The following is a 15,218-nucleotide window of genomic DNA, read 5'->3' on the forward strand; positions in this document are numbered from 1 at the left end:
AAAAAGAGGCCGGAAGAAATTCCGGCCTCATCGAAAAGTATTTTGGATGGATTATTTTACAATTGTAACGGTTCCAACATATTGCTTCGTGTCACCTTTGAAATCTTTTGTGGTGATTTTCCAAACATATACGTCTATTTGAGCTACTTTGTCGCCTCCATTCGCTTTACCATCCCAACCTTTGTTGATATCTGTAGTTTTATAAATCATACTTCCCCAGCGGTCAAAAATCATCATTTCAAAGTTTTCAGGATCAATACCAACACCTTGCGGGAAGAAGGTATCGTTATTTCCATCATGATTTAATGGTGTAAAGGCGTTTGGTACATACAATGTATATTCCGGCAGTACTTCTAAATCGTTGAAGGCTGTATCGGTACATCCATAGCTATTGGTTACAACCAACATAACTGTATATGAACCAGTGTCATTGTATGAGTAGGATGGATTTTGAGTAGTATCGGAATAAATTCCGGAAGGATATTCAAAATTCCATTCCCAAGCATTCGCTCCTGTGGATAAATCAGTAAAGTCTACCAATGGAGCCGTTTGTGTAATGGTGGTTGGTGAATAACTAAATGCAGCAGTAGGAGCGGGATATACATCGATATAACTATTATTTGTTATTGTTGATGTACAACCTAAAGCCGTTGTAACGGTTAATGTTACATTATATGTTCCCGGATCTGGATAGGTATGTGTAACCGGTTCCCCAACAACGTTTGGTGTACCATCTCCAAAGTTCCATGAATAAACAGTTCCGATATCACTTACACCATTAAATGTAACCGTGAAATCTTCACAGCCTGCAGTATCGTTTGCTAACATAAATGATACAGCTAAAGGATTAACAGTAACTGTAGCAGTATCAGTAGCAAGTAATGAACAACCGTCATCTACAATCACAATATAATTAAATGGTGACGAAGCGATTGATGGTGATACGCTTTGAGAAGCACCTACAAATGAATTGCTCCATGTGTATGTATACGGTCCTCCATTACCACCGGAAGCTGCAGCAGAGATTGTTACAAAACTTCCACTACAAACGCTTACATCTGTTGCCGTAACGGTAACCGGAGGATTAACAAACAATGTAATGGTTTCAGTCGGAGAAACACATCCGTTTGCATCTGTTACGTATACGTCATAAGTAGTGGTAATTGTAGGATTTACAACATGAGGACCTGCTCCTGTGAATGTTGCAGGAATCCATGTGTAAGTGTAAGTTGGTGTTCCTCCGTATCCGGCACCGTAAATCATTGCGTTCTCTCCGATACAGATTGTATCAGTCGGACTAACAATAATGCCATTTGGTGAAGGTTGAGTTACAGCTACTGAACCGACTGCGGTACATCCATTGTTATCAGTAACAGTTACAGTATAAGTTCCTGCGACCAATGCAGTGGCTGTTTGTGTTGTTTGAGCGCCAATTCCACTCCACAAGTATGTATACAATGGAGTTCCACCAACTGGGAATACAGTTGCAGTACCCAATGCTGTTCCATTACACAATGGTTCTGTGAATGTGAATGGTGCCAATGTAGGACCAGCTTGATCAGCTAATACTACGGAAGTGTCTGCTGTACATCCATTCGCATCGGTCACAATTGCATAATAGGTTGCGGCCGGCAATGAGGTTGCAATAGCCGTTGTTTGTGCAGATGGGTCATCCCATAGATAGGTATACCCAGGTGTACCACCTAAAGGTGTAACAGAGATAAATCCGTTCGCATTACCACAGGTACTTGGGTTTGTTATTGTTGTTAAAGCAATTGGACTTGGTTGAGTGATAACGAACGTCATCGTACTTGAACATCCATTTTGATCTGCAACAACAACATTGTAACTTCCCGCAACAAGTCCGGTTACGGTAGGTCCGGAGCCAACATTTGGTGTCCAAGTATATGTATACCCTGGAGTACCACCTGTCACATTTAAATTAATAACACCATTGCTTCCACCGTTGCAACTTACGTTTGTAGTGGATGTAAGTGCAATATTAATAGCAGGAGGTGTTGTGATGTTAACAGAGCTGGTACTTGTACAACCGTTTGCATCGGTAATGGTTACAGTATAACCTGCAGCACATAATCCTGTTGCTGCTGGGCTTGTTTGAACAGGACTAGTATTCCACAAGTAAGTATAAGGAGCAGTTCCGCCTCCAGCGCCTACAGTAGCAGTTCCATCACAGGTCAAGAAACAACTTACATTGCTGGAAGCAAGTATGCCGGAAACTAATGGTGCCGGTTCGTTAATGGTAACTGAAGCAGATCCAATACAGCCAATTGAGTCAGTATATGTGACAGTATAAATTCCACCCGAAAGTCCACTCACAAAAGCTGTTGTTTGTCCGGTTGGGGTCCATGTAATTGAATAAGGAATGATTCCACCAACTGCGGATGATTGTGCACTTCCGTTAGCAGCGCCTGCGCATGTAACATTTGCACTGGTAGGAATTGTTACCACTGGTGCAGTGTTGTCATTCACGTTTGCAACTCCTACCACACTACAACCATTTCCATCCGTAATTGAAATGGTGTAAACGCCAGCATTAATATTTGACGCACAGCTTGTTGTTTGTGTCGAAGGGTCATTCCATGAATATGCAAATGGTGGAACACCACCTGTTATTGCAGCACATGCAGATCCATCAGCATTTCCACAGCTGGAGTTTGTTGTTGTAGTTGTTACCGCAAGAATTGTTGGTTGCGTAATTACAACAGAAGCAGTTGCTAAACAGCCGTTACCATCAGTTACTGTTAAATCGTGCACTCCATCACAAATTGCGGTGATGTTTGGTGTTGTTGCAAAAGAAGGTGTCCATAAGAAAGTATATGGTCCAGTACCACCCGTGTACACTGCATTTGCAGTAGCATCACATGCTCCAAAGCAAGTAACATTCGTACTCGTAATGGTTGCAATTAATTCGAATGGTTCAGTAATATTTGCTGTTGTAGATGCGGTACAACCATTTGCATCTGTAACGGTTACGGTGTAGTTGGCAGCGCATAAATTGTTTACAGAAGCTCCGGCAGTACTTGTCGGATTCCATAGATAGGCATAAGGTGCAGATCCACCAACAACTGTAGCAGAAGCAAATCCATCACAGGCTCCGAAACAAGTGACATTTCCAATTGAAGTAATGGAAGCCACCATTGAGGCAGGGGTTGTAATTGTTACGGTTTGAGTGGCTGTACAATTGTTTGCATCTGTAACGGTTACTGTATAAGATCCAGCACATAAACCAGTAGCAACCTGAGTTGTTTGTGCATTGATATCGTTCCAGGAATAAGTGAAAGGTCCTGTTCCTGTTAAAGGATTAGCAGTAGCAGTTGCATCACATAATCCACTGCAACTTACGTTTGTATTTGCGATGGCTACAGTTACTGCAATTGGATCAACAAGAGTTGCCGGTTTAAATGCAGTACATCCGTTTACATCGGTTACTTGAAGTGTATAAGTGCCAGCGCATAATCCTAAATTAAATGGAGTGGTTACTCCACCCGGATTCCACAAATAAGTATATGGAGCTGTTCCACCCAATGTATTAGAAGTAAGCGATCCATTGCAAGCACCTGCACATGATGGGTGAACGATAGCAATTGCTAAATCCAATAAAACAGGTTCAGTAATAGTTGTTGAAACAGAAGCAACACATCCACTGGCATCTGTGGCAACAAGCGTATAGGTTCCTGCCACTAAGTTCGTAGCTGTTGGCAATGTTTGTCCATTACTCCATGAGAATGTAAATGGAATTGTTCCTCCGCTCACTGTCACCGTTGCACTTCCATCATTGTCTCCGAAACAAGAAACGTTGTTTGTGCTGAACACAGTAGCAACTGGTCCTGCTAAGTTGTTAATTGTAACCGGATGTGTTTGAGTACAACCATTCGCATCGGTAACTGTAACAACATAGGTGTTTGAAGGTAATCCGGAAGCAGTAGCTGTTGTTTGAGCTGCAGCATCACTCCATAAGTATGTATACGGACCTGTTCCACCACCAACAGAAACAGTTGCGCTTCCGTTTGCCATGCTACAGGTTGCGTCAACTTGAGTGGATGTAATGGTCATTCCTGCAGGTTCTGTTATAGTAACAGATCCTGTTTTTTGACAACCATTTGCATCGGTGTAAACACATGTATAGGTTCCTGCAGATAAACCTGCAATGGTTTGCGTGGTGTAACTTCCCGGTACCCATAGATATGTATATCCTGGAGTACCACCGGCAGGGTTAATGGTGATAAATCCATCGTTGCCACCGAAACAAGATACGTTAGAAGTTGTGAATGTATGCGTTAATAAAGTTGGCTCTGTAATTACAGTTGTAGCTGTAGAAATACATCCATTTCCATCTGTTACCGTAACGGTATAACTTGCAGGTCCTAGTCCCGTAGCTGTTACCGTTGTTTGTGATGTTGGTGTCCAAGCATAAGTAAACGGAGGTGTCGCTCCTGCACCCATCGATACCGTTGCTTCTCCATCGTTTGCTGCAGTACAAGAAACGTTGATGCTTGATGAAATCACTGCTGTGCCACCCGGGTTAGAACCCACAACCGTTGTAGCGGATTGTGTACAACCGTTTGCATCAGTTACTGTCACCGTATAATTACCTGCAGTGATTGCACTATTCGTTAATGTGGTTGATCCTGTTCCTGCAGGAGTCCATAAGTACGAATAGGTTGGTGTCGCTCCAGTAGCTGTTACTGTTGCGGAACCGTTTGCCGCAACACAGGTTGCGTTGGTTACTGAAGTAGTTAACGTTAATGCAGTAGGCTGTGTAATTGTTACCGGTACGGCAACTGTACAACCATTTGCATCCTGAACAGTAATTGTATGAGCTCCTAATGTTAATCCTGAGAAAGTTGCACTTGTTCCAAATGCACCACCATCCAATGAATAGGTATAAGTTGTGGTGCCACCTGCAGCTGCAATTGTAACACTTCCGTTGCTTCCACCAAAACAGTTAATGTTTGTTTGTGCACTAATTGTTCCTGTTAATACTGTTGGCTGCGTGATTGTAACAGGCACCGATACTGTACAACCGTTCGCATCTTGAGCGACAACAGTGTAGGTTCCTTGCCCTAATGTTGTAAATGTTCCACTACCACCCAATACACCACCATTGATGGAATATAGATATGGGCTGGTAGATCCGGAAGCTGTTACAGTAACACTTCCGTTTGTTCCTCCGTTACAACTAACGTTTGTTTGTGCTGTTATAGAAGCTGTTAATCCACTTAAGTCAACAATTGTAATGGTTGTTGTTCCTGTACATCCATTTGCATCGCTTGCTGTTACAGTGTAAGTACCTGCAGCTAATCCTGTGAAGTTTCCACTTGGTTGGAAAGCTGCTCCGATTGAATAAGTATAGGTAGGTGTTCCACCAGCTCCGGTTGCAGTTAATGAACCATTAGCTGCACCGCATGTAGCATCGATTTTTGTAGCTGTTACTGTTACTTGTGTTGGTTGAGTAATTGTTACTGCTTGTGTGAATAGACATCCGTTTCCGTCTTGAATAGTTACGGTATATGGTCCAGCAGTTAATGTATTGAATGTTCCACTGGATTGATAAGTTGTTCCTCCATTGATTGAATATTGGAAAGTTGGTGTTCCGCCTGCAGCTGCGACTGTTACACTGCCTGTAGCTCCACCAAAGCAAGCTACGTTCGTTTGCGCTGTTACAGAAGATGTAATAGCAGTTGGTTGCGTAATGATTACTGCTTGAGCAACCGTACAGTTATTACCGTCTCTTACAATTATTGTATAACTGCCAGCCGCAAGCGAAGAGAATGTTCCACTGGCTTGGAAAGTTGTACCTCCATTGATTGAATACTGATAGGTTGGTGTACCGCCTGAACCAGCAACAGTAACACTTCCAGTGCTACCTCCGAAACAGTTTACGTTTGTTTGAGCGGTGATAGATGCTGTAAGTGCAAAAGGTTCAGTGATTGTAACGGTTGCCGTACTTGTACAGTTGTTTGCATCGCGAACAGTAACTGTATACGTGCCTGCACACATAGCTGTCGCTGTCGCACTTGTTTGTGCAGGAACAGTATTCCAAGAATACGTGTATGCTCCTGTTCCTCCTGCACCGGCAGCAGTTGCTGTTCCGTTACAAGCACCGTTACATAATACTGGTGTAGAAGCTGTAATGGAACCAACTAATAATGTTGGTTGTGTGATTGATGTGCTGCCACTTGCAGTACATCCCCAACTATCAGTTACTGTTACTGAGTATGTTCCAGGACAAAGTGAGCCACTGGTAGCAGTTGTTGCTCCACTTGTCCATAAATAAGTGTAAACGTTTGAACCACCTGTTGTGGCAACAGTTGTTGAGCCATTACAAGCAGAGTTACAAGTTATGTTAACTCCTGTAACCGTTGGATTAATTTGTGGGTCGGAATAAATGGTCACGTTGTCGTTTCCAGTGCATCCATTGATGTCTGTTACAACAACAACATAAGTAGTAGTTGCTGCAGGGTTTGCAGATGGATTGAAAATATTTGTAGCACTTAATCCAGCTGCAGGTGTCCAGCTATAAGAATATCCTGCTCCGTTTGGTGTTACGGTTAATGAAGTACTGCCTCCAAAACAAATGGTGTCGTTTGGTCCTGCATCAACGGTTAAGGATGCATTAATGGTTACTGTAGCAGTTGCAGTTGAAACGCATCCTAATAAAGTTCCTGTTACTGTGTAAGTTGTTGTAACGATTGGTGATGCAGTAGCTGTATTAACAGTTGCAGGAACTGCACCTGCACTCCATGTGTAGCTGGTGGCACCTCCTGCAGTTAATGTTGCGGTGCTTCCCGGACAAATACTCGGTGAATTTACTGTAACAATTGGTAAAGGATTCACAGTAACGGTTGCAATAGCGGTGCTTGAACATCCGGATGCAGTTCCAGTAACTGTATAAGTTGTTGTTGTTGCAGGCGATGCTGTTGCTGTAGTTACCCCAGTTGAGGTTGCTCCGGCACTCCATACGTAGGTTGTAGCACCTCCAGCAGTTAATGTTGCACTTGCACCAATACAAATTGCCGGTGAATTTACTGTAACTGTTGGAAGAGGTGTAACAGTTACGGTTGCAATTGCAGTTCCTGTACAACTTCCTGTTGTTCCGGTAACCGTGTAAGTTGTGGTGGTTGCTGGTGTTGCATCAGCAGTGTTTACTCCAGTGCTAGATGCTCCGGCACTCCATGTATATGTGGTGGCTCCAGTGGCAGTTAAGCTTGCGGTTTGTCCATTACAAATAGTCGGTGAATTAACAACGATGGCAATTGCAGGGGAAACCGTAACGGTAGCAATGGCTGAGCCGGTACAACCTCCACTGGTTCCTGTTACTGTATAAGTTGTTGTTGTTCCCGGTGAAGCATTTGCTGTATTGACACCTGTTGGTGTTGCACCGGCACTCCATACGTAGGTTGCACCGCCAGTAGCAGTTAAGTTTGCAGTTCCTCCCGGACAAATTGTTGGTGAGTTAACTGTAACAGTAATTGATCCCCCGATAGTAACTGTTGCCACTGCGGTTCCTGTACATCCTAATGATGTTCCTGTTACTGTATAGGATGTTGTTGCTCCTGGTGTAGCTGTTGCTGTATTTACACCCGTTGGTGTTGCACCAGCACTCCACGTGTAGGTTGCTGCTCCTGTTGCTGTGAGGGTAGCCGTTTGACCCGGACAAACCGTTGGTGAATTTACAGCAACGATTGGTAATGGATTTACTGTGATTGTAGCAACGGCAGAACCTGTACAGCCTGCTGTTGTTCCTGTTACGGTATAAGAGGCTGTAGTTGCCGGTGAAGCAGTTGCAGTATTTACTCCTAATGGTGTTGCACCTGCTGTCCATGTATATGATGCTGCTCCTGTTGCTGTTAACGTAGCTGTACTTCCTGCACAAATTGTAGGAGAATTGACAGTTACTGTTGGTAATGGATTTACTGTAACTGTAGCTACTGCAGTATTTGTACAACCGGAACTTGTTCCTGTTACAGTATAAGAAGTTGTAGTTGACGGAACTGCATCAGCGGTGTTTACACCGGTTGAAGATGCTCCGGCACTCCATGTATACGTTGCTGCGCCACCTGCTGTTAAGGTCGCTACTTGACCATTACAGATAGTTGGTGAATTTACAGTTACCGTTAAAGATGCTGAAACAGTTACAGTAGCTACTGCTGTAGAGGTACATCCATTTGATGTACCTGTAACAGTATATGATGTTGTTGTTGCAGGGCTCGCAGTTGCAGTGTTAACACCGGTAACGGTTACACCTGCTGTCCATGTATAGGTTGTAGCTCCACCTGCTGTTAGTACAGCCGAACCACCTGGACAAATTGTTGCTGAGGTAACGGTTGTAATTGGTAATGGATTTACAGTAATTGTATAAGTAGCAGGTGTGCCCACACATCCCGCATTCGTAGGTGTGATGGTGATGGTTGCAGTTATCGGACCTGCAGTTGCATTGGTCGCAGTAAATGCTGGAGTACTTGTTGTTCCACTTGCAGCTAAACCGATTGCTGGATTCGAGTTGGTCCAAGTAAATGTTGCACCCGCTGGTACACTCACAAATGTATTTGCTGGAACTGCTACCCCAGCACAAAATGTTAAGTTAGGTTCTGCAACCACAGTTGGCAAAGGAGTAACAGTTACTGTGGATATAGCAGTATTGCTACATCCGGCTGATGTTCCTGTTACAGTATAGGTTGTTGTAATTGCAGGAGTAGCACTAGCGGTATTGATACCTGTTGGTGTAGCACCGGCACTCCAAGTGTACGTTGTTCCTCCACTGGCTGTAAGTGTCGCTGTACTTCCTGCACAAATTGTTGGCGAGTTAACGGTGATCGCCAAAGTTGAGGCAACTGTTACAGTTGCTACTGCTGTTGCAGTACAACCAGCAGCTGATGTTCCAGTAACAGTATAGGTTGTGGTTGTCGCAGGTGATGCTGTTGCTGTAGTAACACCTGTTGGTGTGGCACCTGCAGTCCAAGTATAAGTTGCTGCTCCACCTGCAGTTAATGTTGCCGTTCCACCCGGACAAATTGTAGGGGAGTTTACGGTTACTGCAGGAGTCGGATTTACTGTTATTGTATAGGTTGATGGAGTTCCAACACATCCCGCTGAAGTAGGGGTGATGGTTATGGTTCCAGTAATTGGTCCACCTGTAGCATTCGTAGCAGTGAATCCTGGAGTACTCGTTGTTCCACTTGCTGCTAAACCAATAGCGGTATTCGAATTGGTCCATGTGAAGGTTGCTCCTGCCGGACTACTTACAAAAGTATTTGCTGGCACAGCTGCGCCCGGACAAAAAGTTAAGTTGGGTTCTAAAACAACTGTAGGAACAGGATTTACAGTAATTGTATAGGTAATTGGAGTCCCAACACATCCTGCTAAAGTAGGAGTGATGCTAATGGTAGCTGTAATTGGGCCAGCAGTAGCGTTGGTCGCAGTGAATGCAGGTGTACTGGTAGTTCCACTTGCAGCTAAACCAATGGCAGTGTTTGAATTGGTCCAGGTAAAAGTAGCTCCAACTGGAGTACTATTAAATGTATTTGCAGGCACAGCATCTCCGGCACAGAACGTTAAGTTTGGTTCGGGTGTGACTACAGGTAATGGATTAACTGTAACAGTCGCAACATCTGTAGCTGTACAGCCGTTTGCATTTGTTCCTGTTACAGTATAAGATGTTGTTGTGACAGGGGAAGCGGATGCAGTGGTTACACCTGTCGATGTAGCACCAGCTGTCCATGTGTAAGTGGATGCTCCACCTGCTGTTAGTGTTGCAGTTTGTCCCGCACAAATAGTTGGGTCATTCACTGTTACAATCGGCATTGCAAAAATAGTAACAGTAGAGGTTGTTGTTGATGTACATCCTCCAGGGCCTGTTACGGTATGTGTGATGGTGTAAGTACCCGGTGTAGTATAGGTTACGACTACCGGACTTGTTGTTGCTGTAGCCGGAGTAGCACCACCACCACCAAAATTCCAGGTTTGTGTATAGCCTGCACCCATCGCTGCTGTGTTAGTAAAGGTAAAAGAGTTACCAGTTAAACATTGATTTGGTGATTGTGTGAACGTAGAAGTTGGTTGAGGATTTACTGTAATTGTGTATGTACTTGTAGGACCCGGACATGCGCCAATAGTTGGAGTAATTGTTATTGTTGATGTGATGGGTGATGTAGTTGCATTGGTTGCTGTAAAAGCAGGTGTACTCGTGGTTCCACTGGCTGCTAATCCAATAGCTGGATTAGAGTTTGTCCAGGTAAACGTAGCACCTGCAGGGGTGCTTACAAATGTATTTGCAGGAACAGCAGCTCCAGCACAAAACGTTAAATTCGGTTCAAGTGTAACTGTAGGCACTGGGTTAACCGTTAGTGTAGTTACAGAGGTACATGTTGTTGCGCCTACGGTAGCAGTTACGGTGTAGGTATATGTTCCTGCTGCGGGTGAGGCAATTCCTGTTGGATTTTGTATCCCGGAAGAGTATCCGGATGAACTGGTCCATGAATAGGTTGCACCTGCCACTGTTGTGGCTGTTAATCCATAGGTTGCACCGGCACAAATCGGACCTGAATTTCCTGCAGTTACAGTACATCCGCTACAGGGCGCGGGTCGGGCATAGGTGGTTGTTAAGGTACATGTAGGATCAGCAGAATACGTGGCCGTTATCGTACACGATCCGGTGCCGGCAGGAATGCCGGGAAATGAATAGGGTATGGAGGTGGCAAAAGGTGGTGATAATACAATGGGGGCACCACCGCACGAACTCGTTATCGTTAATGTTCCGGTAGATGGAGGAGTTGTTGTTGTAATTGTTCCTGTAACGGTAAATGTATTTGTTGCAGGTGCACATGGTCCCGGAATAGCAGTTAATCCGGTCATATTACATAAAATCGCACAGTTGGTTGTTCCATCAGCACCTGGTGCATTTTCTGCTACAGCGGTAATGTTTGTAGGTAAACCAGAGAAGTTCGTAATCAGCATCATGTACCATTGACCAACCACTGCTCCTGTAATATCAATTTGTTCTGTTGCTGCAGTCGAATAACTACAATCGATAGGTGAAGCGCTAATTCCGGCACACATGGCTGCTTGCGAAGCAAATGGTCCCCATAGAGCAAAATCGATATCCACTGCTGGAGTACTTGAAATTTGAATTTGAATGTTACCCGCAGTTGCGATATTTAAATAATACCAAGCTGGATTTGGTTGTGAACCCAAACATCCGTAGTTGGGACCTACTGGTGCTACCGTACTGGTAGATGCCGGGAAGTTAACCCCTGATGCAGTACAAAATGGTGCTGCTCCGGCACAACTGCCTTGTGAATAACTCTGGAGAGTTGCAAAGAAAAAAATAGAGAGAACGAGGAGTAATTTTTTCATGCGTAATTTGTTTAGTAGTCCGTTATAATAATGTCTTGCTGTTTAGTAGTCTTATTTCACAATAGTAACATGTCCTATCGCTTTGTGTTTTTTTCCTTTGAAATCCTGATAGTTGAAGCGGTAAACATATACATCTTCTTGCACTACTTCACCGTTGTTGTTTACTGATCCATTCCAGCCTTCGTTAATATTACGAGTATGGTAAATTTTATTTCCCCATCTGTCAAAAATCATCATTTCATATTTGTCAGGAGAAATACCATGAGAGTAAATATTGAACACATCATTAACCCCATCTGCATTTGGCGTAAATGTATTCGGAATGTATGCTGTAATAATATCATCAATAATAATCATGTACGTTATTGAATCGATACATCCATTCGCTGTTGTTGCGTAAAGTGTAACGGGGTAGTACCCAATATTGCTCCATGTATGGTTTGGGTCTTGCTGTGTAGAAGATGTTAGGTCTCCAAAGTTCCATAACCAAGTACTTCCATTTGTAGAGGTATTCGTAAAATAGGCTGTAGGATTTAAAATGTCAATGGTGGTCGGTGAAAAATAAAAATTAGCAACAGGTTGTGGGAATACATTAATCATACATGGAATAGAGTCGGTTGTTGAGCATCCCGCTCCGAAACTTACAGTCAAAGTAACAGTATGACATCCGTTCGTTGTATAAATATGAGTTGCATTTGGTCCAGATCCAGTGCTACCATCACCAAAATTCCAAGTATAAGTCGCTCCAGGATTTCCTGCGGTGCTTGCTGTGAAGTTACATATAACAGGGTTACAACCGCTTAAGGTATCTCCAGTGAAAATAGCAGTTGGAGGAGGTGATGTAGTTACTGTTGCAACCGCTGATCCGGTACAACCGCTACTTGTTCCAATTACGGTATAGGTTCCAGCAGTTCCCGGAACTGTTATTGGATTTGTTACAGCGCCTGTCGACCAAGCGTAGGATGTTGCTCCCGTTGCTGTTAATGTTGTAGATATTCCTGTACAAGTTGTTGGTGAGTTTACTGTCACTATTGGAAGTGGGTTAACTGTAACTGTTGTAGAGGCACTTGCAGTGCAAGATGGAGGTCCAACTACATTTACTGTTACGGTGTACACACCTGACATCGCAGCTGTTGCAGCAGGAATAGTCGGGTTTTGCACCGCTGATACAAATCCTCCCGGACCTGTCCAGCTATACGTTGCGCCAGCAACAACGGTTGCTGTTAAATTTAAAGTTTGTCCTTCACAAATCGGTCCGTTATTTCCTGCGGTAACCGGACAAGAAGAGCAAGATGCTGGGGCGGTATAGTTTTGTGTTAATGTACATGCCGGATCTGCAGAAAATACTGCTGTCACAACACATGGCAATCCATCAGATGATAAGCTGTTTAAAGCATACGCCAATGGACTTACAAATGGAGGGTTTAAGGTTTGCACAGTTCCACCACATGAGCTGGTTACTGTTAAGGTACCTGTTGCTGGAGGATTGACAAATGAAATACTTCCTGTAACGGAATAGTTATTCGTAACAGGGTCACAAGCTGATGGAGTAGCAGAAAGAGTAGTAATCGAACATGTTATCGGACATGGTGCAGGCGCTGTATATGCTTGCGTAAAGGTACACGCAGGGTCAGCTGAAAAAACAGCCGTTACATTACAAGCAGCGCTGTTAGCTGGCAATCCTGGGAAACTATAGGCGGCAGGACTAACAAAGGGCGCATTTAAAACAACAGGGGTTCCACCACAAGAGTTGGTAATTGTTAATGTTCCGGTAGCAGGAGCATTTACAAATGTTACACTTCCACTTACATCGTATTGTTGTGTTGTGGTATTACATGCTGTTGGAGTTGCTGAAACTGCAGATATTAAGCAGGTTACCGTACAAGGTGCGGTTGCAGTAAATGCAGTTGTGAGTGTACATAATGGGTCGGCAGAAAATACAGCGGTAACAGTACATCCTGCACCTGAAGCCGGCAATCCTGCTAATGAATAGCCGATGGATGTAGGCGGAAATGGCGGATTGATGACTTGCGTGACCCCGCTACAACTATTCGTTATTGTGAGTGTTCCTGTTGCAGGAGGATCCGTATAGGTAATTGTTCCAGTGAGTGTATAGGTATTTGTGGCCGGATTACAAGGCCCTGGTACTGCCGTTAATGCAGTCATGTTACATAAAATTGCACAGTTGGTAGTAGCAGTACTGGACGGATCTGATTGAAAAGTAATATCTGCAGGTACTCCAGCAAAATTGGTTAACATCAAAATATAAAATTCCCCAGCTATGGCTGATGGGATTGTACAGGTCTCAACTGCTGCAGTTGAATAGCTGCAATCAACTGCTGAACCGGTTAATCCGGATGCACAACCTGCTGCAGGAGAGGTAAATGGCCCCCAGCAAATAAAATCCACATCTTGACCTGATCCAGAAGCATCGGTTTGTTCAATATCAATTTCTAAAGTACCTGAAGTAGCTATCTGAACATAATAAAATGCCGGATTTGGTTGTGAGCCTAGGCAACCGTAGTTTGGGCCTACCGGAGCGGTAGTGGTGGTTGAAGCTGGAAATGTATAGGTTACTCCTGTACAAAATGGATCTGCTGTAGAACAGTCGCCACCTTGAGCCATTGTATAATTAACAAATAAGCCGAAAATGGCAATAATAGAGAGTACTAATTTTTTCATTAAATGATTGTTAAGAGAGTTTTATCGTTATAAATATAAGCTTTTTTTCTCAACCTAATGGTTGATGCAAAAAAGTGAAGGAAAGTTGCATTCGTTTTCCATAAAACGGCCAAAATGTTAGTAAAACCGAAATCTGTTTAAAACTTAATGGTTGGATATGTTTTTCTTTTCTAATTTAGCACTCAAATTTTGATAACCCTATAAAATTATAATAAAATGAAAGTAACCGTAGTAGGAGCAGGAAATGTAGGTGCTACATCCGCAGATGTATTGGCATTTCGTAAAATCGCTTCAGAAGTAGTTTTGCTTGATATCAGAGAAAATTTCGCTGAAGGAAAAGCTTTGGACATGATGCAAACCGCAACATTAAACGGATTTGATACCCGTGTTAGCGGAAGTACAAACGATTATGCAAAAACAGCAAACAGCGATGTGGTTGTCATCACAAGCGGTGTACCTCGTAAACCGGGTATGACTCGTGAAGAGTTAATCGGAATCAATGCCGGAATCGTTAAAAACGTTACCGAAAATTTATTAAAACATTCTCCGAATGCCATTGTAATTGTGGTGAGTAACCCAATGGATACAATGACATACCTTGCTTTGAAAGAAAGCAAATTGCCTAAAAACAGAATCATCGGAATGGGTGGAATCCTTGATAGCGCTCGTTTTAAATGTTATTTGTCTTTAGCATTGGATGCTTCTCCTAACGATATCGAAGGAATGGTAATTGGTGGACATGGTGATACAACCATGATTCCATTAACTAGAATGGCTTCTTATAAAGGTGTTCCGGTTGGACAATTTATTGATGCTGACAAATTGAAAAAAGTTGCTGCTGACACAATGGTAGGTGGAGCAACATTAACTGGAATGCTTGGTACTTCTGCTTGGTATGCTCCTGGAGCTGCTGTTGCAGCTTTGGTGGATAGCATTTTGAATGATCAGAAAAAATTATTCCCTTGCTGCGTTTATTTGGATGGTGAATACGGACAAAAAGATATTTGTCTTGGAGTTCCTGTTATCATCGGAAAAAATGGTTGGGAAAAAATTGTGGACATTAAATTAAACGAAGAAGAAAAAGCAGCATTCGCAAAAAGTGCAGATGCAGTTCGCAACATGAACAACATTTTAAGCACAATTACTGTTTAATTTTTTTT

At 43.3% G+C, this 15,218-nt stretch carries 3 protein-coding genes; 1 reads left to right on the forward strand and 2 read right to left on the reverse strand.

The annotated features are described in order from the left end of the window. Positions 1-51: 51 nt before the first annotated feature. Positions 52-11,376, reverse strand: coding sequence for a gliding motility-associated C-terminal domain-containing protein (locus tag IPP64_03750; protein MBL0328538.1), 11,325 nt, complete (start codon positions 11,374-11,376; stop codon positions 52-54). Positions 11,377-11,427: 51 nt separating this feature from the next. Then, complete coding sequence (locus IPP64_03755; GenBank protein MBL0328539.1) at positions 11,428-14,058, reverse strand: PKD domain-containing protein; 2,631 nt, start codon at positions 14,056-14,058, stop codon at positions 11,428-11,430. A gap of 216 nt (positions 14,059-14,274) precedes the next feature. On the opposite strand from IPP64_03755, the gene mdh reads away from it, so the two are divergent. After that, positions 14,275-15,210 carry a malate dehydrogenase gene (mdh, locus tag IPP64_03760; protein MBL0328540.1) on the forward strand — a complete coding sequence of 312 codons (936 nt, stop codon included), beginning with the start codon at positions 14,275-14,277 and terminating at the stop codon, positions 15,208-15,210. Positions 15,211-15,218 lie beyond the last annotated feature (8 nt).

Source organism: Bacteroidota bacterium (assembly GCA_016722565.1).
Classification (GTDB): Bacteria; Bacteroidota; Bacteroidia; order 2-12-FULL-35-15; family 2-12-FULL-35-15; genus 2-12-FULL-35-15.